The 20,189-nt window shown below is 33.2% G+C and carries 17 protein-coding genes and 2 riboswitches; of the genes, 15 read left to right on the top strand and 2 right to left on the bottom strand.

The window, feature by feature from the left end:
* The first annotated feature begins 18 nt into the window (after window positions 1–18).
* The gene (locus K7H06_RS10705; RefSeq protein WP_223039851.1) at window positions 19–1,350 is read left to right on the top strand and encodes a replication-associated recombination protein A; all 1,332 of its coding nucleotides are present in this window, start codon (window positions 19–21) and stop codon (window positions 1,348–1,350) included.
* Between the two features lie 35 nt (window positions 1,351–1,385).
* Here the strand turns inward: K7H06_RS10705 and K7H06_RS10700 are convergent, their stop codons facing one another.
* Both K7H06_RS10700 and K7H06_RS10695 read right to left on the bottom strand, forming a co-directional pair.
* Window positions 1,386–2,669, bottom strand: a complete 1,284-nt coding sequence (locus K7H06_RS10700; RefSeq protein ID WP_223039850.1) for a homoserine dehydrogenase — start codon at window positions 2,667–2,669, stop codon at window positions 1,386–1,388.
* Between the two features lie 196 nt (window positions 2,670–2,865).
* Complete coding sequence (locus tag K7H06_RS10695) at window positions 2,866–4,614, bottom strand: sigma-54 interaction domain-containing protein (RefSeq protein WP_223039849.1); 1,749 nt, start codon at window positions 4,612–4,614, stop codon at window positions 2,866–2,868.
* A 347-nt stretch (window positions 4,615–4,961) separates the two neighbouring features.
* Between K7H06_RS10695 and K7H06_RS10690 the strand changes: the two genes are divergently transcribed.
* From K7H06_RS10690 to K7H06_RS10625, 14 genes are all read left to right on the top strand, one after another.
* Entirely contained in the window at window positions 4,962–5,756 is a 795-nt protein-coding gene (locus tag K7H06_RS10690; protein ID WP_223039848.1) for an SDR family NAD(P)-dependent oxidoreductase, read from the top strand.
* A gap of 80 nt (window positions 5,757–5,836) precedes the next feature.
* On the top strand, window positions 5,837–7,240 hold the full coding sequence (gene gcvPA, locus K7H06_RS10685; protein WP_246637686.1) for an aminomethyl-transferring glycine dehydrogenase subunit GcvPA: 1,404 nt from the start codon (window positions 5,837–5,839) through the stop codon (window positions 7,238–7,240).
* Window positions 7,241–7,274: 34 nt separating this feature from the next.
* Window positions 7,275–8,846 carry an aminomethyl-transferring glycine dehydrogenase subunit GcvPB gene (gene gcvPB, locus K7H06_RS10680; protein WP_223039847.1) on the top strand — a complete coding sequence of 524 codons (1,572 nt, stop codon included), beginning with the start codon at window positions 7,275–7,277 and terminating at the stop codon, window positions 8,844–8,846.
* 24 nt (window positions 8,847–8,870) lie between these two features.
* Window positions 8,871–9,980 carry an ATP-NAD kinase family protein gene (locus tag K7H06_RS10675; RefSeq protein ID WP_223039846.1) on the top strand — a complete coding sequence of 370 codons (1,110 nt, stop codon included), beginning with the start codon at window positions 8,871–8,873 and terminating at the stop codon, window positions 9,978–9,980.
* Between the two features lie 220 nt (window positions 9,981–10,200).
* Window positions 10,201–11,667, top strand: a complete 1,467-nt coding sequence (locus K7H06_RS10670; RefSeq protein ID WP_223039845.1) for a Na+/H+ antiporter NhaC family protein — start codon at window positions 10,201–10,203, stop codon at window positions 11,665–11,667.
* 176 nt (window positions 11,668–11,843) lie between these two features.
* A complete protein-coding gene (locus K7H06_RS10665; RefSeq protein ID WP_246637685.1) occupies window positions 11,844–12,776 on the top strand; it encodes a DUF362 domain-containing protein in 933 nt (310 codons plus the stop codon).
* Window positions 12,777–12,909: 133 nt separating this feature from the next.
* A complete protein-coding gene (locus tag K7H06_RS10660) occupies window positions 12,910–13,371 on the top strand; it encodes a chemotaxis protein CheX (RefSeq protein WP_223039844.1) in 462 nt (153 codons plus the stop codon).
* Between the two features lie 5 nt (window positions 13,372–13,376).
* On the top strand, window positions 13,377–13,847 hold the full coding sequence (gene trmL, locus K7H06_RS10655) for a tRNA (uridine(34)/cytosine(34)/5-carboxymethylaminomethyluridine(34)-2'-O)-methyltransferase TrmL (protein WP_223039843.1): 471 nt from the start codon (window positions 13,377–13,379) through the stop codon (window positions 13,845–13,847).
* 168 nt (window positions 13,848–14,015) lie between these two features.
* Window positions 14,016–15,647, top strand: coding sequence for a Na/Pi cotransporter family protein (locus tag K7H06_RS10650; protein WP_223039842.1), 1,632 nt, complete (start codon window positions 14,016–14,018; stop codon window positions 15,645–15,647).
* Window positions 15,648–15,836: 189 nt separating this feature from the next.
* A complete protein-coding gene (locus tag K7H06_RS10645; protein WP_223039841.1) occupies window positions 15,837–16,685 on the top strand; it encodes a DegV family protein in 849 nt (282 codons plus the stop codon).
* 125 nt (window positions 16,686–16,810) lie between these two features.
* Window positions 16,811–16,916: riboswitch (glycine riboswitch) on the top strand.
* A 3-nt stretch (window positions 16,917–16,919) separates the two neighbouring features.
* A riboswitch (glycine riboswitch) is annotated at window positions 16,920–16,993 on the top strand.
* Window positions 16,994–17,083: 90 nt separating this feature from the next.
* Window positions 17,084–17,473 (top strand): GrdX family protein, encoded by a 390-nt coding sequence (locus K7H06_RS10640; RefSeq protein WP_223039840.1) that lies wholly within the window; start codon window positions 17,084–17,086, stop codon window positions 17,471–17,473.
* 31 nt (window positions 17,474–17,504) lie between these two features.
* Entirely contained in the window at window positions 17,505–18,446 is a 942-nt protein-coding gene (trxB, locus tag K7H06_RS10635; protein WP_223039839.1) for a thioredoxin-disulfide reductase, read from the top strand.
* A gap of 19 nt (window positions 18,447–18,465) precedes the next feature.
* Window positions 18,466–18,786, top strand: coding sequence for a thioredoxin TrxA (trxA, locus tag K7H06_RS10630; protein WP_223039838.1), 321 nt, complete (start codon window positions 18,466–18,468; stop codon window positions 18,784–18,786).
* A gap of 69 nt (window positions 18,787–18,855) precedes the next feature.
* Window positions 18,856–20,142 (top strand): glycine/sarcosine/betaine reductase component B subunit, encoded by a 1,287-nt coding sequence (locus K7H06_RS10625; protein ID WP_223039837.1) that lies wholly within the window; start codon window positions 18,856–18,858, stop codon window positions 20,140–20,142.
* Window positions 20,143–20,189: the final 47 nt, after the last annotated feature.

Raw genomic sequence — 20,189 nt, 5'->3', positions numbered from 1 at the left:
AAAGAAAAGGTGAGAAATATGGACTTGTTTGATATGGTGAGAGAACAAAATATAAAAAAAGATGCTCCTTTAGCAGAAAGATTAAAACCACAAAAATTAGAGGACTTTGTGGGGCAGGAGCATATTTTAGGAAAGGGAAAACTCTTATGGAGGGCAATAAAGGCAGATCGAATTACGTCATTGATTCTTTACGGACCTCCAGGAACCGGAAAAACTAGCTTAGCGAGAATTATTGCAAATTCAACAAAATCAAATTTTGTTCAATTAAATGCAGTTACATCAGGAATAAAGGATTTAAAGGAAGTAGTAAAAGAAGCAGAGAATGTTCTTGGCATGTATAATAAAAAAACTATATTATTTTTAGATGAAATTCATCGATTTAATAAGGCGCAGCAAGATGGATTATTACCATATGTTGAAAATGGTACACTCGTATTGATCGGTGCTACAACGGAAAATCCTTTTTTTGAAGTAAATAATGCATTAATTTCTAGATCTATGTTGTTTCAATTAAAACTATTAGATGAAATTGCAATGAAAAAAGTAATACATAGAGCTGTAACAGATGTTGAAAATGGACTAGGCATGTTTCAAGTTCATTTAGAAGAGGAAGCTGTGAGTTTTCTATGTAGTGCTGCCAATGGAGATGCAAGAAAAGCATTAAATGCGTTAGAATTAGCAGTACTTACTACAGAAAAAAATGAACACGGAAAAGTTTATATAAGTCTTGAGGTTGTAGAACAATGTTTACAAAAAAAGCATATTCATTATGATAAAAATCGTGATGCTCATTATGATGTGATTTCAGCTTTTATTAAAAGTATGAGAGGATCAGATCCTGATGCAGCGCTACATTACCTTGCTAGAATGCTTTATGGAGGAGAAGACCCTGTATTTATTGCTAGAAGAATTGTTATTGCAGCTTCAGAAGATGTAGGCAATGCAGATCCAAATGCATTAGCTGTTGCAAATAGTGCTGCCCAAGCAGTTCAATTTATTGGCATGCCTGAAGGAAGAATACTTCTTGCTCAAGCAGCTGTTTATGTAGCAACAGCTCCGAAGAGTAATGCAAGCTACGTAGGAATTAATAAAGCTTTACAAGATATTAAAAATAAAGATATTGGTGGGGTACCCACACATATAAGGGATATGACGGCTAGAAGGATGGAAAATAACCATAGTAAAGTAACAAACGATAACATATATTTATATCCACATAATTATCCAAATGGTTATGTAAAACAGCAGTATTTACCAGATTCTTTAATAGGGACAAAATATTATGCTCCTACAGAAAATGGATACGAAAAAAAGATTCGTCATAGAATGGATTATTTAAAAGGAAAATAAAAAGTCAACAGGATATTAATCCTGTTGACTTTTTATTATAGATTTTCTACTCTTAATATACTTGCAATTTCATTTACTAATCCATTGGACTTTATTTCTTCTAATGCTTTATCTAATTGAGAACGATCTACTTCATGAGTGATGAAGATGAGAGGAACAAAGTGGTTACCCCTTGCTCTTTGTACTACAGATTTTAAGCTGATATCATACCTTGAGAATGTAGATGCAATTTTTCCAAGTACTCCGGGTTCGTCTATTACTTCTGTATGAATATAATATTGACCAATGCCTTCACCAATAATATTTAAATCTGTTTCCTTAAAAGAATCAGTAGATTGAGCTTTGTAGTCGGTTTCAATGAGTTTACCAATTTCTAAAATATCTCCTACTACAGCACTTCCAGTAGGCATAGAACCTGCTCCTTTACCATAAAGCATCAATTCTCCTACTGCATTTCCACGAATAAATAGTGCATTGAATTCATTACTTACAGAAGCTAATGGATGGTTTATTGGTATTAATGTAGGGTGTACATAGAACTTAAAATTATTTTCATCTTTTTTTGCAGTAGCAAATAATTTAATTTTATAGCCTAATTGAGAGGCATATTCAATATCTTTTTTAGAAATTTTAGTGATTCCTTCTCTCGGGATATCTTTAGGAGAAATTCTTATGCCAAAGGCTTCAGAAATTAAAATAGATAACTTGAAAGCTGCATCTTCTCCTTCAATATCAGATGTTGGATCTGCTTCTGCATAACCTTTTTCTTGAGCTAATTTTAAAGCTTCATTAAAATCCATCCCAAAGTCACTCATTTGTGTAAGGATATAGTTTGTTGTTCCATTTATAATTCCTACAATTTCATCAAATTTATTTGCAGAAAGACTTTGTGTTAAAGTATTAATAATAGGGATTCCTCCACCTACACTTGCTTCATATCTTAATGATACGCCTGACGCTTTTGCTAATTTATGGAGAATATCACCATGGGTTGCAATAACTGCTTTGTTAGCTGTAACAACATGCTTTCCATTTTGGAAGGATTCCTTAATATATTCAAAAGCAGTATCTATTCCGCCTATTACCTCAACGATGATATCAATTTCAGGATCTTGAATGATTTCTTTAGGGTTAGTGGTTAATATTTCTTCTGGTACGTTAATATCTCTATTTTTGTGTATATTTCTAACTAAAATTTTCTTAATTTCTAAACTGTTTCCAAGATAGTTTTCTACTTTATCTTTATTATTTTCTACAATGTTCCATACACCCTTACCAATATTTCCTAGACCTAATAATCCTATTTTTATATGTTTCACTTGCAATTCCTCCTACTATTTTTATGATTTGACTGTACGTTATACGAGTACAATTGTGTTTCGATAAAAGACTATGGCATAATATTACCACACTTCTACCATGTATACAATATGTTTTATGAAAAATCTCCTTCAAATTTAAATGCTTGAATATTCAAAAATAATCTTTGGATTATGGTATCAAGAAAATTTAAATCTATTCATGGGTACCTTCGAAAGCTTTTAGTTTTCTGTATAAGGTTCTGAGTCCTATTCCTAGTTCCTTTGCAGCCTCAGTTTTTCCTTTTACATCCCATCCATATTTATCTAAAGCTCCTTGAATGGCTTCTATTTCTATATTTTTGATCTTTTTTCTTATAACTAATTCATTTTTGTTTATACAATTAGATTTCAAAATTTTTTCGGGAAGGTTATTACGGGAGATAATATTTTCTTCCTCCATATTTACAGCATATTCTACTGCGTTTTCTAGTTCACGTACATTACCAGGCCAATGATAAGTTTTCAGTGAAGATAAGGCATCAGAAGAAAAATAGATTAATCGTTTGTCTAATTTTAAGTTATATTTTTTTAAAAAGTGCATGGCTAAAATTTCAATATCCTCTTTTCTTTCTCGAAGAGGAGGTAACTTTAAAGGAATAACATTTAATCGGTAATAAAGATCTGCTCGAAATTCTTTTTTTGATACCAGTTCTTCTAAATTTTGATTTGTAGCAGCTATAATTCTTATATCAATAGGAATAGAACGGATACCCCCTACTCTTTCAATAGTACGTTCTTGGAGAACTCTTAAAAGCTTAGATTGCATAAATAAAGGCATTTCTCCAATTTCATCTAAAAATAGGGTACCCCCTTGAGCTAATTCAATACGCCCTGGTTTTCCACCTTTTTTAGCTCCTGTAAAAGCGCCTTCTTCATACCCAAATAATTCACTTTCAAAAAGACTTTCAGGAATGCTAGCACAGTTGATAGAAATAAGAGGAAAGTCTGAACGATTGCTATTATAATGGATGGCTTTTGCTAATAATTCTTTTCCTGTGCCAGTTTCACCAGTTATTAAAACAGATGAAGTACTTTTTGCTATTTTTTGTACTTTGATTTTTAGGGTTTGGATTGTGTTACTATTTCCTTTCATATTATCTAGGGAAAATTGATGATCTGTTCCTCTTATGTTTTTTTTATTTTCCTTTAAATTTTTATTTTCTTCTATGCGTACTACAGATCCAACAAAATCATGATTTGTTTTTATGGGTGATGAAGAGATGAAAATATCAAATTTTTCGTTTTTAACATATTTTTTTGAAATCATATCTCCTTCTAAAATTTCCTCTATAATTGCTTCAGGAAGGATATTATAGAGAGAGTTTGTGTGAAGATTACAAAAAGAAAATAATTTAAGAGCAGAATGATTGCAGTGTGTAACAAAGCCGTCTTTGTCTATGACAAATAAGCTAGACTTTGATGAATCCATAACTAACTGAAGGATTTTATCTAAATGAATCAATGCATCTTTTTTATGCTTTTGTAGAGCAATCATGGCTACTAAATCTGAAATTTCCGTTAAAATGTTTAGATAGGCATTTTCATTTTCTGTAAGTCTATCATGACCTTCTTTTGTAAAAGAAGTTAAAGCGATGACACCGATGGATTCGTTTTGGAACTTGATGCAATTTAATATTTCTATTGTTGCAGGGCAGTGATCTTTGAAACGACATCCAATACAGGATTTCATATGACCAGGCTTGTTTACTAAGACATTTCCACAAGAAAGAACTTCTTCTAAAGAAGGGGTATGTACACTTTTTCCTTTTTGTTCTAAGTAGTTTGGGGTACAGGTAACTAAATGATATTGACTGTCAAAAATAGCAACTTCAATGTCAAAAGTACTAGATATACTAGTGATGATTTTTTGAAGACTAGGACGAACTGCTACAAGTGAGATCATAAGGAACACCTCTTTATAATAATTTGTGGTAAAATATGTATACTCTTATTATAAAACAATTTGAAATGTGTGACAATTATTTTGACAAAATTGGCAAAAAACAATAAGAATAGAAAGAAAATTTAGTGAATTCCAACTAGGATATTTTTAGTAAACTTGGAATTAAATAATAATTAAACGAATTAAATACTGAAAACAAAGGAAATTCAGGAAAAATATCAAGAAAATAAAAATCATTCACAAAATATCATCTTTTGGCATGGTCTGTGCATATGTTACATTATGTAGAAATATATAAGGGAAAATTAAAAAGTCCAAACTGAAAAAAGATATTAGGAGGGGTTTACATGTTACAGAAAAAAGATTTTTTATCATTAGAAGGTAAGGTAGCGGTTATTTCAGGATCAGCTGGGGGAATTGGATTGGCAACAGCACAGATTTTATCAGCGTATGGTGCAAAAGTAGCAATGCTTGATGTAAATCCAAAGGGAGAAGAAGAAGCTGAACGTATTAGAAAAGAAGGAAGAGTAGCAGAATTTTTAAAATGTGATGTTACATCTATTGAAAATGTGAAAACAGTTGTTGAAACCATTAAAGAAAAGTTTGGACATATTGATATTTTATTTAATAATGCAGGGGTTACAGTGAGAAAAACAGTTGTGGGGTTAGAAGAAAAAGAATGGGATTTTGTATTGGATGTAGGATTAAAAGGTACATATTTATTATCAAAGCATGTGATTCCAATTATGGCAGCAGGTGGCGGTGGTAGTATTATCAATACAGGTTCTGGATGGGGACTAAAAGGTGGAGATGATGCGGCAGCTTATTGTGCAGTAAAAGGTGGAATTGTTAATTTAACTCGTGCTATGGCAATTGATCATGGGAAAGAAAATATTCGTGTGAATAGTGTTAATCCTGGAGACACTGATACAGCAATGCTTAGAGATGAAGGCCGTCAAACAGGGTTAGTAGTAGATGAAAAGTCACAGGAGGAATACCTTGTTGATTGTGGTAAAGATAGACCCCTTGGAAGGCTTGGAACTACAGAAGATATTGCAAAAGCAGTGTTATTCTTAGCAAGTGATCTTTCAAGTTGGATTACAGGTAGTGCAGTTGTAGTTGATGGTGGGGGCATTGCATAATTAATTTTCAATGTAGTTATGGAAATATTTTAATTTTAGCAAAATCGTAAAAATAAAGAACCACGTAGGAGGGAAAATAAATGAGTATACAAGGATTCAAATCACACCCATATATTCCAAATTCAGTTTTAGAAGTACAACAGGAGATGTTAAAGGAAATAGGACTCAATAGTCTTGAAGAACTTCATGCAGAAGTACCAGAAGAAATTAAATTGAAGGAAAATATGAATTTTCCAAAGCCTTTCAAATCTGAATATGCTTTAAAGAGACATGTAGAAGGGCTACTTAAGAAAAACAAAACTTGTAACGATAATATTAGCTTCTTAGGGGCTGGTTGTTGGCAACATTATGTACCAGCTATATGCGATGAAATTAATTCAAGAGGAGAGTTTTTAACTGCGTATGGTGGAGAGCCATATAATGACTTTGGAAGATTTCAATCATTGTTTGAATATCAAAGCTTAGTTGCAGAACTTGTAGATATGGATGTAGTAAATGTTCCAACAATGGATGGAGCACAAGCAGCAGCTACAGCTATTAGAATGGCAGGAAGAATAACAGGAAGAAATGAAATATTAGTGCCAAAAGCAATGGATGAAGAGAAACATTTGATTATAAAAAATTATTGTGAACCAGATTTAACGCTTATCAAAGTAGATTATGATATGAAAACAGGGCAATTAGATCTTGAAGATTTAAAGAAAAAGATTTCTGAAAAAACAGCAGCAGTATTTTTCGAAAATCCTTCTTTCCTAGGATTTATTGAAGAACATGGACAAGAAATTTCTGATATTGCACATGACGTTGGTGCTCTTAGTGTAGTAGGGGTAGATCCAAGTTCTTTAGGGGTATTGACACCTCCAAGTGGATATGGTGCAGATATTATTAGTGGAGATTTACAGCCATTAGGGATGCATATGAATTATGGCGGAGGACAATCAGGCTTTATGGCTACTCGTGATGAAGAAAAATTTGTCATGGAATTTCCATCTCGTCTATTTGGGATAGCACCGACTAGTGCTGAAGGGGAGTATGGTTTTGGAGATGTAGCCTATGACAGAACTTCTTTTGGTCATCACAGACATGAAGGAAAAGAATATGTAGGGACACAGACAGCTCTTTGGGGGATTACGGCAGGCGTGTATCTAGCAACTATGGGACCTGCTGGTATGTTTGAATTAGGCCAAACTATTATGCAAAAATCTCAGTATGCCATAAAGCGATTAAATGAAATAAAAGGAGTAAAAGGTTCTTTATTTGATGCTGTAAACTTTAAAGAGTTTATAGTGAATTTTGATGGAACCAAGAAAACAGTAAAAGAAATCAATAGAATGTTAAGAGAAAGAAATATATTTGGTGGAAAGGATTTGACTAAAGATTTTCCAGAGCTAGGAGAAAGTGCTTTGTATTGTGTAACAGAAGTGCATATGAAAGAGGATATTGATAAATTAATAGTAGCTATTGAAGAATGTGTGAAGGCATAAGATCGGATTTTAGGAATAGAAAGGAAGGATCATGATGAAGAGAATAAATAGAAATTACAAAGTAAGAAACTTTCATCAAGCAAAATGGGATGAGCCTATTATATTTGAATTAAGTAAAAAGGGAGAACGAGGAGTTTTGGTGCCTCAAGCAGAAGAAAAAATTGTAGCTTTAGTTGGAGATGGTGTATCAAAGATTCCTCAAGGAATGTTTAGAAAGGAACTTCCTAAATTACCAGAAATATCTCAACCAAGAGTATTAAGACATTACATGCGTTTATCTCAAATGACTCTAGGTGCAGATGTGAATGTGGAAATTGGTCAAGGAACTTGTACAGTAAAGTATAGCCCAAAAGTAAATGAACAATTAGGGAAAATGCCAGAAATGACAGAAGTACATCCTCTTCAACATGAAAGTACTGTTCAGGGTATTTTAGAGATTATGTATAAAACTGAACTTTGCATGAGAGAAATTTCCGGAATGGATCGTTTTACATTCCAGCCAGGTGGTGGAAGTCAAGCTATTATGACAATGGCTGCTGTAGTAAGAGCTTATCATAAGGCAAATGGAAATGCTGATAAAAAGGATGAGATCATTACAACTATTTATTCTCATCCATCAGATGCAGCAGCTCCAGCATTAATGGGATATAAAATTATCTATATCCATCCAGATGAAAATGGATATCCCGATTTTGAAGCTTTCAAAGAAGCAGTTTCTGAAAGAACAGCAGCTTTTATTGTTGCAAATCCAGAAGATACAGGAGTATACAATAAAAGGGTACAAGAATTTACACGCATGGTACATGAAAAGGGTGGTCTTTGCTGCTATGATCAAGCCAATGCAAATGGTTTATTAGGTGTCACAAGAGCAAGAGAAGCAGGCTTTGATATGTGTCACTTCAATTTACATAAAACCTTCTCAACACCTCATGGATGCGGTGGACCTGCAACTGGAGCTATGGGTGTGACAAAACAATTAGAAAAATTTATGCCAGCACCACTTATTGATTTTGATGGAGAAAAATACTTTTTAAATGAGGATATCACAAATAATCCATATACTATAGGAAAAGTTAGAGCCTTTAATGGAGTTGCACCAGTTGTCATGAAGACTTATGCATGGATTATGAATTTAGGAGCAGAAGGTTTATATGAAGCTGCTAAAATAGCAGTATTAAATAACAACTATTTATTCAAAAAATTGATGGCATTAGATTGTGTGGATGCACCATATATTAAAGGAAAACAACGTATAGAACAAGTAAGATATACATTAGAAAAATTAACAGAAGATACAGGAATCAAAACAGAAGATATACAAAGAAGAATGATGGACTTTGGTATGCATTATTGGTGCAGTCATCATCCATACTATGTTCCAGAACCAATGACATTAGAACCTACTGAGACACCTTCAAAAGAGGATTTAGATGAATATATTGCAACCCTTGAGCACATTTTTAAGGAGGCTTATGAAACTCCTGAAAAATTCAAAAATGCTCCATATTGTAGTTCGTGCCATAGAGTAGATGAATCAGGTATGGATGATCCAAATGAGTGGGCCATTTCTTGGAGAAGTTATCTAAAAAAATCTATTGCTGAATAAATTGATTAAAAAGGATGGGATAACTTGAAAAAATTAGGACTAATTATTAATCCCATTGCTGGAATGGGAGGCAGAGTGGGACTAAAGGGCACTGATGGCGTTGTAGATCAGGCTATAAAGCTTGGGGCCCTTCCCCAAGCTCCTAATCGTACTGAGATGAGCCTTAAAGTTTTAAGTGACTTAAAAGAGAAAATAGAAATTGTTACTTGTTCAGGAGATATGGGAGAAAATGAAGCAAAAAAATGTGGTTTTAAGACGAGGGTTGTTTTAGAGATAAAAAATAGAAATACAAATCAGCAAGATACAATTATTGCTGCGAAGAAGTTATTAGAAGAAGACGTTGATTTACTTCTATTTGCAGGAGGAGATGGGACAGCTAGAGATATTTATGAGGCAGTAGGCGATAAAATGACGGTTGTTGGCATTCCAGCGGGAGTAAAAATTCATTCAGCAGTTTATGCAAGTAGTCCTCAGAAGGCTGGAGATTTAGCAGTTTTATATTTACAAGATAATGTTCCCAAAGTACAAGAAGTAGAAGTCATGGATATTGATGAAGAAGCTTTTAGAAATGGAATTGTAAAAACAAGATTATATGGATATCTAAAAATTCCTTATGAGAAAAGATTCTTGCAGGGGAAAAAGTCGGGAAGCGTCATGAGTGATCAAGCTGCACAAAGAGCCATTGGCTTTGATATTGTTGACAATATGGAAAAAAATGTATATTATATTATTGGGCCAGGTTCTACAACACGTCCTATTATGGAGATTTTAGAAATTCCCTTTACTCTTTTAGGTGTGGATTTGGTGTACAATAAAAAGCTAGTAAAAAAAGATCTTACAGAAAAAGAGTTATTAGGAGAGATAGAGAATAGACCTGTGAAACTTGTTGTAACACCTATCGGAGGACAGGGGTACATATTTGGAAGGGGAAATCAGCAAATCAGTCCAGATGTGATAAGGAAGGTAGGTAAGAAAAATATCATTGTTGTTGCTACAAAGCAAAAACTTTCTTCATTAGAAGGAAGACCCTTTCTTGTAGATACAGGGGATGAACGATTAGATGAAGAATTAAGAGGATATATAAGAGTTACTTCCGGGTATAAAGAATTAGTTATGTATAAGGTAAATGCTTAAGAGAGAAGATAATTTTTTTTGACTACAATTTTCAGATAATTACACAAATTAAGAATAAAAAGTAAATTGAAAGTATGAGGAGGCGTTGCTTTAATTATGAAATAGAATGGTTAATGCAAAGGGTATTTATCAAGAAAGGAGGGGTGAAAAAATTTACTTCAAGCTTAATGGTTTTGTTTAAAATGTAATGAAGTTTATTAAAAACTGAGGAGGGTATTTTATGGGATTAATAAAAATTTCGCCGATTTTTGTACTGGCAGGGCTTATGATAGGGGGACTTGATGTACTATTGGCAGCACCTATTGCAACGATTGTCGCTGCAATTGTTGCAATGGCTACAGAAAAGTATACATTTAAACAAATTATGGAGTTTGCTTTAGATAATGTTAGAGAAATTGTTATTGTATTTTTTATATTAATGTTTGCATATGGTTTAGCAGAATCTTTTATGGCTACTGGTGTTGGAGCTTCTATTATTATTGCAGCATTAAAGATGGGTGTTACAGCTAAGAGTGTTGCCGTCGTAGGATTTTTAGTAACTTGTATATTATCTATTGCAACAGGAACATCTTGGGGGACTTTCGCAGCATGTGCACCTGTATTTTTATGGTTAAATCATATTGTTGGGGGGGATATCATATTAACAGTTTGTTCTATTGCTGGTGGAGCATGCTTTGGAGATAATATTGGTCTTATATCAGATACTACAGTACTTAGTTCAGGATTACAAAAAGTTGAAATTATTCATAGAATTAGGCATCAAGGAGTTTGGTCAGCATTATGTGCTTTAGCTACAGCAATTGTTATTTATTTTGTGGGAGTATCTATGGGGCTTCCAAGTACAATAGGAAATGCTACTGAAGCTATTAATGCAATTCCACAAGCAGCATGGGATGCTTTAGCTCAAGAGAGAGCTTCGGCTGTAACTTTACTGGAACAAGTTAAAAGTGGTGTACCTATGTATATGATTATTCCACTAATTATTGTTATTGGAATGGCTGTTAAAGGTTTCCAAACCATGATTTGTCTAGGAGCAGGCATTCTTTCTGCGTTAATACTAGGATTTGGAGCAGGAACAGTTACAAATCTTAATGCATTTTTAAATGATCAAATTTACACAGGTTTTTCTGATGCAGGTAGTTGGTCTATCGTAATGATGATGTGGGTGGCTTCTTTTGGTGGAATTATGAATAGTATGCATGCTTTTGAACCGATATCTAAAGCATTTGTAAGTATGGCTAAAAATGTAAGGCAGTTAATGACTTTTAATGGACTACTTTGTTTATTTGGGAATGCAGCTTTTGGGGATGAGACGGCGGAAATCGTTACCATTAGCCCGATTATTAAAAATATTACAGATGAAAATGTTGAAGCAAGTGAAGAAGATATGTATAAGCTAAGACTTAGAAATGCAACTTTTGCAGATGCATTTGGAGTGTATGGATCTCAATTAATACCTTGGCATTGTTTCGTATTATTCTATGTTGCTATTGCAAAGGCTGTATATCCTCTTCATCCATTTGTACCAACGGATATTATTAGAATGAACTTTATGGCATTTATTGCAGTAGGCTCTATGTTGATTCTTACGATTACAGGATGGGATCGATTTGTACCACTATTTGGACTTCCTAGAGAACCTCAGGTAAGATTAAAGAAAAAAGGGAGTGCAGTGAAAGAAATATAATATCTTTTAATAGAGTATAAAAAGTAGTTAATACTAGAGAAAATCCTTCTTAGAAGGGTTTTCTCTTTTTTAGGGAGAATGATGAAAAGGAAAGAACTATGTTTTCTCAAAATTGTATAAAAATTACATGCTTTTCTTATACTATGAATGACAAATTTGATTTACGAGGTGATCTGGTGAGAAAAGATAGAAAAGTAAAAAAAACCATTGTTAGCATTATGAAGGATAATAAAGAAGAAGATTCAATGGTAAAAGCATTAGATTTATTACCTATAAGTGAAATCGTAAAAGATGGTGATATTGTTGTGATTACACCTAATTGGGTGAAGGCAAAACCTCCCTATACAGGGACTGTTGTAGGTCCCAATACATTAAAGCGGCTTATACAATATATCAAAAAGTATAAGCCTAAAAAAATAGTTATTGCTACAGGATCTGGTGGAGACCCTACTCCAAAAGTATTAACTTCTGTAGGGTATGATAAGGTCATCCAGGAAGAAAATGTAGAATTTGTAGATTTGAATTATGGTCCCTATATAGAACTTGAATTAGAACATGATCAACCTAAAAGTACGAAAATAAATGAATTAGTTAATGAAATAGATGTGCTTATTTCTTTTACCCAATTGAAGCAACATGAAGAAGCAACCATGAGTGCTGGTATTAAAAATATTGCTTTAGGATTTCCACCTGCAGAAATTCATGGTTTTCCAAAAAAGAAATTAGGAATTCATGAGGATTTGCATGGATTTATTGTAGCTATGACAAAAAAAATACCTATAGATCTTACTGTTATAAGTGTTGATAAAACCATGATAGGAACAGGACCTTCTGATGGAAAGGCTGTGGATACACCAGGGATTATTATTGCTGGAACAGACCCTGTTGCTACAGATACAATAGGGGCAAGGTTGTTGGGCTTTTTACCGCAGGCTATCAGTTATATCTATAAGCTTTATAAAGAAGGGATAGGAATTGCAGAGCCTGAAAAGATGGATTTAAGGGGAATCAGCCTTGAAGAGGCAGAAAAGATATTTAGTAAAGCAGCTTTTCAGCAAGAAATTATACTAGATAATAAGAAGATAAAGAATATACATGGAAACCAATAGTAATATTGAGAATTTTAGGAGAATTTATCTGAAATGGGAGAAAAATGTATAAAAATGAATATAAAATCAATATAAGTATGATATAATAGTCACAATAATATTACCATCTAACATTAGGAAAGGAGTGTAGACAATGAATGTAGAGCTGATCAATCCTTTTATAAAAGCCAGTAAGGAGATTTTACATCAAATGGCAAATATACCATGTGAGATGGGAACGGTATTTACAAGAGAAGGATCATTTGATGGTACAGATGTAATGATTTTTATAGGATTAACTGGGCAATTGAAAGGACAGGCAATTTTAGGAATGAAGGAAGAGATGGCAAGAAAGATTGTTTCTAATATGATGGGCGGTATGCCCGTTAATGCTTTGGATGATATTGTAAAAAGTGCTATTTCAGAACTTGGGAATATGATTTTGGGGAATACAGCTACACTACTTTATAATAAGGGCATTACAATAGATATTACACCGCCTACTCTTTTGATTGGAGAAAAATTATCTGTGTCTACTAGTTCGAAGCAAACAATTACTGTTCCATTAAAAACAGATTATGGTATAATTGAATTAGATATTGCAATAAAGGAGTAGATTGTATGGCTATAAATATAGTATTATTTGAACCAGAAATACCACCAAATACAGGAAATATTGCGAGGACTTGTGCAGCTACAGGTAGTAGATTGCATTTAATAAAGCCTCTAGGATTTTCAATTGATGACAAACATTTAAAGAGAGCAGGATTAGATTATTGGGATTTGTTAGATTTGCATCTGTATGAAAATATTGATGAATTATTTGCTAAGTATAAAGATGGAAAGTTCTTTTTTGGAACAACAAAAGGAAAGCATTTTTATACAGATATGAAATACGAAGATGAATGTTTTATTGTATTTGGAAAAGAAACAGCTGGTTTACCAAAGAAAATACATAAAGAGTACCAAGAGACTTGTATAAGAATTCCTATGGTTAAAAATGAGAGAGCAAGATCTTTAAATTTATCAAATTCTGTGAATATCATATTATATGAAGCATTAAGACAAGTTGGATTTGGAAATTTAGTATAGAGAGAGCGTATGCTCTTCTTTTTTTTGACAAATAGGGATAAAATTTAAATAAATTTAACATGATTCGATAAACTCTAATAAAATAAAAAAAGAATTAACAAAAATAATGAAAAATAGTGTATTATATAAAAGGTATGGACTTATTACATAATTATAGGAGGGGCACAAATGGAAATTTTCTTTGGACTACTTGGAGGACTCGGATTATTTCTCTATGGAATGACCATTATGGGAGATGGGTTGGAAAAGTCTGCTGGAGATAAAATGAAAAAAATTATTGAAGTACTTACAAATCATAGAATCATGGCAGTAACTGTGGGAGCATTGGTTACAATGATTATACAAAGTAGTAGTGCTACTACAGTTATGGTTGTAGGATTTGTGAATGCAGGGATTATGACTTTAACTCAAGCTACGGGAGTAATTATGGGAGCAAATATTGGAACTACCGTAACTGCTCAAATTGCATCATTAAAAATAAGTCATATTGCTCCTGTTGTGGTAGGATTAGGTGTTGGTGTATGGCTTTTTAGTAATAATAAAAAGACCAAAAATGTAGCAGAAATTTTTATAGGGTTTGGTATTTTATTTATTGGTATGGATTTTATGAAAGAAGCTGTAAAACCTCTTCGTGAGTATGAAGGGTTTAGGGAAATGTTGATTAGTTTTGGAAAACCAACTTTTACAGATTCTTTAATGGCAATTTTTACAGGCTTTTTTATTACTGCAGCAGTTCAGAGCAGCAGTGCTACTACAGGTATTTTAATTGCTCTTGCTAGTGAAGGATTGTTACCTATAGAGGCTTCTTTACCTATTATATTTGGAACCAATATAGGAACTTGTGTAACGGCAATGCTTTCAAGTATAGGAGCAAATAGAACAGCAAAAAGAGCTGCGTTTATTCATTTTACTTTTAATGTAGTAGGAACATTATTATTTCTTGTATGTTTTAAGGATATTACAATTAAAATTGTTAAACACTTTTCGCCTGATAGTGCGGCAAGACAATTGGCCAATGCCCACACGCTCTTTAATATTGGGAATACATTGATATTACTACCTTTTGCTCCAATATTAGTAAGACTTGCCAATAAAGTTCTTCCTGTAAATGAATCGGAGAAAAGGGAGAGAAGAGGGGTTAAATATCTTGACGATAGAATGTTAGAAACACCATCTATTGCTATTGGGCAGGTAATGAAGGAAATACTTAATATGGGGGAGTTAGTTGTAGATAGTTATCGAACATCAATGGAAGCATTCTTTGAAAAGAGTGAGAAGTTAGCAGATGAAACCTTTCAAATGGAAAAAATCATCAATATTATGGAGCGTGAGATTGCAGAATACCTAGTTAAATTATCAAATACATCTTTATCAGGGAAGCAACATGAAATTGTTGATGGATTTTTTAATACAATCAATGATATTGAGAGAGTTGGAGATCATGCAGATAATTTAGCAGAACTAGCTATTTTTTGTTCGGAACGTAAACTGGAATTTAGTGAAGTAGCCATAAAAGAATTAAAATTGATGCATGAACGGGCAATGAAATCTTATAATCAAGCAATACTAGCATTGAAAACAGGAGATATGAATATAGCAAGGCGGGTTGTAGAGAGAGAAGGGGAAATTGATCACATGGAAAAATCTCTTAGAACTAGTCATATTTCAAGACTAAATAAACAGGAATGTTCAGCGGGCTCAGGGATAATATTTTTAGATGTTATCAGCAATCTTGAAAGAATAGGAGATCATGCTACAAAGATTGCTTTTTCAGTAATGGATTCATCAGGTAAATTTTAAAATAAAGATATATAACAAACAGACTTCTTCGAATAGGAAGAAGTCTGTTTGTTATATTTTTTAGAAGTACCCTATAAGGATGAAAATGAAAAATCAAAAGTTAAGATAGAAAATACAGTTGTAAAAATAATATATAGATAATAAAATAATATAGATAAGATAGATTTATGGTGATAGGAGGGAATATAATTGAAGCCCATAAAAATTATGACAACCAGTTTATCGGATATTCCAAAGGAACTTATAGAAGAATATGATATTACTGTTTTGCCGTTAACCATAAGGTTTGGAGATGAAGAATTTAAAGATCGTGAGGATTTGAGTGCAGAAGAATTCTTTAGTAAATTACGAGAGTCTGATGAACTGCCTAGTACATCTCAAATTACGCCAGGCATATTCATGAGTGAAATAAAAAATGTTTTAGAAAATGGATATCAAGTAATGATCATTAATGGATCTTCAGGGGTAAGTGGTACCCATCAATCAGCCTTAATGGCAAAGAAAGAATTAGAATCAGAAGATATAACAGTAATTGATACTTTAGCACTTTCGTATACTTGTGGAATGATTGTGGTAGAAGCAGCTAAAATGGCAAAGGAAGGTAAAAGCAAAGAAGAAATTATAGATAGAATAGAAGAAATGAAAGGGAAAGCAGACCACATTTTTTCTGTACAAACTCTTGATTACCTCAAAAAAGGCGGAAGACTTAGTGCTACTAAAGCTACAATCGGAAAAATATTAAATGTGAAACCTATTTTGATTATAAAGAATGGTAAAGTAGAGCTTTTTGATAAAGTAAGGGGAAATAAGAAAATTATACCTAAAATGATTCAAATTGCAAAAGAAAGAGGCTTAAAGCATGGAACAGAATATGTGTGTATAGCACATGGTGGGAATATAGAAGGGCTAGAAAAACTGAAGGAAGAAATGATGAATGTCTTTGAGCCAAAGAAAATAGTCATTACGGAAATAGGTTGTACCATAGGAACATACACAGGACCAGGGCTATTGGCAATTTTATATATGAGAGATGTATAATTTATATAAAATAAATAACAAAAAATAACAAAAAATGATTGTAAAGATGTATTTTTTATAATATAATAAATGTAAAGATAATTCTAATGATTATTAAAAATACATAGAAGATATAAATATTCTGGTTGAAAAATGCGGAAGAGAATCCGAATTGGATCGCCGAAGGGACAAGCAAGAGGGTATTGCCTATCTTTTTGTGAAATTCTCAGGCAAAAGGACCGTATTTGGACGGAACTCTGGAAAGCTTTTAAAAAGCACCGAAGGAGCAATTCTATTGATTAGAAGAAACTCTCAGGTTGAAGACAGAGGCGTATGGCAAACATGGGTTTGTCATGCGCCTCTATTTTTATAAAAAATCAGGGAAACGTTTTCCTAAAAGAAACTGGGGTGATTATGGGATGAAAAAAATATTAATTACAAATAATTCGAAAGTTTATGAAGAAAATAAGGAAAAAATGGATATAATTTATTCGAAAGAATATTCGTATCTTGATGTTCTTACCATTACTAGGGACAAGATTCATGAGGGGCATGGACTGATGACACATCCCCTATCGGGAAGCGTTAAGCCTAATGAGACGCCTTTTAAGTCAACGATTATTACAAAAGAAAAAAGTAACCTTAATATGGAATTTCTTGAAATTATTGAAGGAAGTATTAAAACGGCGGAGAAATTTATTAGAGGGAAGAAGACACCCCTTTGGGCAGAAAAAATATTAGAAGATTTTAAAGTTATTGATTATTGTTTGATAAAGAGTGCAATAGAAAGTATGGATCAGTTTTGCTAATTATTTTAATAATGGAGAGGGAGGAAATAAAATGGAAAATGTATATGACATAGTCATTATAGGAGCAGGACCTGGAGGTCTAGCAGCAGGACTATATGCAGCAAGAGCTAAAATGAAAACATTGATATTAGAAAAGGACAAAACAGGAGGACAAATTGTTACGACTAATGAGGTAGCAAATTATCCTGGATCTATTCAAGAGGCTACAGGACCAAGTCTTATTGCAAGAATGGTAGAACAAACAGAAGAATTTGGGGCAGAGAGAAAAAAAGATACTGTAATGGATGTTGACTTTACAGAAAAAATAAAAGTCATAAAGGGAGAAAAAGAAGAGTATAAAGCAAAGGCAGTAATCATTGCAAGTGGTGCGACACCAAGACCTATTGGTTGCCCTGGAGAAAAGAAATTAACAGGAAAAGGAGTATCTTATTGTGCAACTTGTGATGCAGACTTTTTTACAGATTTAGAAGTGTTTGTAATAGGAGGAGGAGATTCAGCAGTAGAAGAAGCTATGTATTTAACAAAGTTTGCAAGAAAAGTTACTATCGTACATAGAAGGGATGAATTAAGAGCTGCAAAATCTATTCAAGATAAAGCATTTAAAAATGAGAAAATAAATTTTATGTGGGACAGTGTAGTTGAAGAAATAAAAGGAGATGGCATTGTAGAATCTGTTGTATTTAAAAACAAGAAAACAGAAGAAACTACTGAATATCATGCAGATGAAGAAGATGGAACCTTTGGAATATTCCCATTTGTAGGATATAAGCCTCAAAGTGATGTATTCAAAGACAAAATAGAACTAAATGAAGGCGGTTATGTAATTACAGATGCTGATATGAAAACAGATGTAGAAGGTGTATTTGCTGCTGGAGATATTAGAGTAAAATCTTTAAGACAGGTAGTAACTGCTACAGCTGATGGTGCAATTGCAGCTGTTGCAGCAGAAAAATATATCGAAAATAATTTTTAAAAATGAGGGAGGAAATCATATGTTAGCACTTGATAAAAAAACTTTTCAAGAAGAAGTTTTAGAAGCAGCTGGATTTGTTCTTGTAGATTTTTGGAGTGATGGTTGTGAACCATGTAAGGCTTTAATGCCAGATGTGGAAGAACTTGCAGCTCAATATGAAGGAAAAGTGAAATTTGCAAAATTAAATACAACAAAAGCTAGAAGACTTGCTATATCACAAAGGGTATTAGGTCTTCCAACAATTCTACTATACAAAGATGGTGAAAAAATTGATGAAGTAACAAAGGATGATGCAACAAAAGGAAATATACTTGCCATGCTTCAAAAACATGTAGGATAGTCTATGATTCACACTAGTAGGCATATAGTCTACTAGATGTGGGTTAAAATATAAAGGGAGGTGAATCATGTGCGCTTAGAATTAGGAAAAATTAATATTACAGATGTTCAGTTTAGTGATATAACTAAAGTGGAAAATGGAATATTATATGTAAACAAAGAAGAGATCATAAGTATTATAAAGGAAGATGATCACATTAAGAGCGTGCAGGTAGAACTTGCGAAACCAGGGGAAGAAACCAGAATAACTCCTGTGAAGGATGTTATTGAACCAAGAGTCAAAGTTGATGGACAAGGTGGTATATTTCCTGGAGTAATCAGTAAAGTTACTACTGTAGGTTCAGGTCGCACACATGTATTAAAGGGAGCTGCAGTGGTTACTTGTGGTAAAATCGTAGGTTTCCAGGAAGGTATTATCGATATGAGTGGTCCTGGAGCTGAATATACTCCGTTTTCAAAGCTAAATAATGTTTGTTTGGTGATTGAACCAATAGACGATTTGAAACAACATGAATATGAAGCTGCTGTAAGAATGGCAGGATTAAAAGTAGCTACTTTCATTGGTCAAGCAGGAAAAGAAATTACTCCTGATGAAGTAGAAGTTTATGAGACAAAGCCATTATTTGAGAGTGTTGCTGAGTATCCAGACCTACCAAAGGTTGGCTATGTTTATATGCTTCAAACACAAGGGTTATTACATGATACTTATGTATATGGGGTAGATGCAAAAAAAATAGTACCTACAATTCTTTATCCAACGGAAGTGATGGATGGAGCAATTCTTAGTGGTAACTGTGTATCAGCTTGTGATAAAAATACAAGTTATCACCATTTAAATAATCCAATCATTCATGATTTATATGAAAGACATGGAAAAGATATTAACTTTGTAGGCGTAATCATTACAAATGAAAACGTATATCTTGCAGATAAGGAAAGATCTTCAAATTGGACTGCAAAGTTTTGTAAGTTCTTAGGACTTGATGGTGCACTTGTATCTCAAGAAGGTTTTGGAAATCCAGATACAGATCTTATTATGAACTGTAAGAAAATTGAAAATGAAGGTGTAAAAACTGTTATTGTTACTGACGAGTATGCAGGTCGTGATGGTGCATCCCAATCTCTTGCAGATGCAGACTCAAAAGCAGATGCTGTGGTAACTGGTGGGAATGCAAATGAAGTTATTGTACTTCCTCCAATGAAAAAAATAATCGGAATGCTTGATTATGTGGATAGAATTGCAGGAGGATTTGATGGTAGTTTAAGACCTGATGGAAGCATTGAAGCTGAAATCCAAGTAATTACAGGTGCTACAAATGAATTAGGCTTCAATAAAATGTCTGCTACAGGATTTTAATAGTAAGAAATTTAAAATAAAAAATAAATGACAGAAAGGATGGTAAC

The sequence above is a fragment of the Crassaminicella profunda genome, assembly GCF_019884785.1.
GTDB classification, from domain to species: domain Bacteria; phylum Bacillota; class Clostridia; order Peptostreptococcales; family Thermotaleaceae; genus Crassaminicella; species Crassaminicella profunda.
This window is presented reverse-complemented; position numbering and strand designations above follow the sequence as displayed.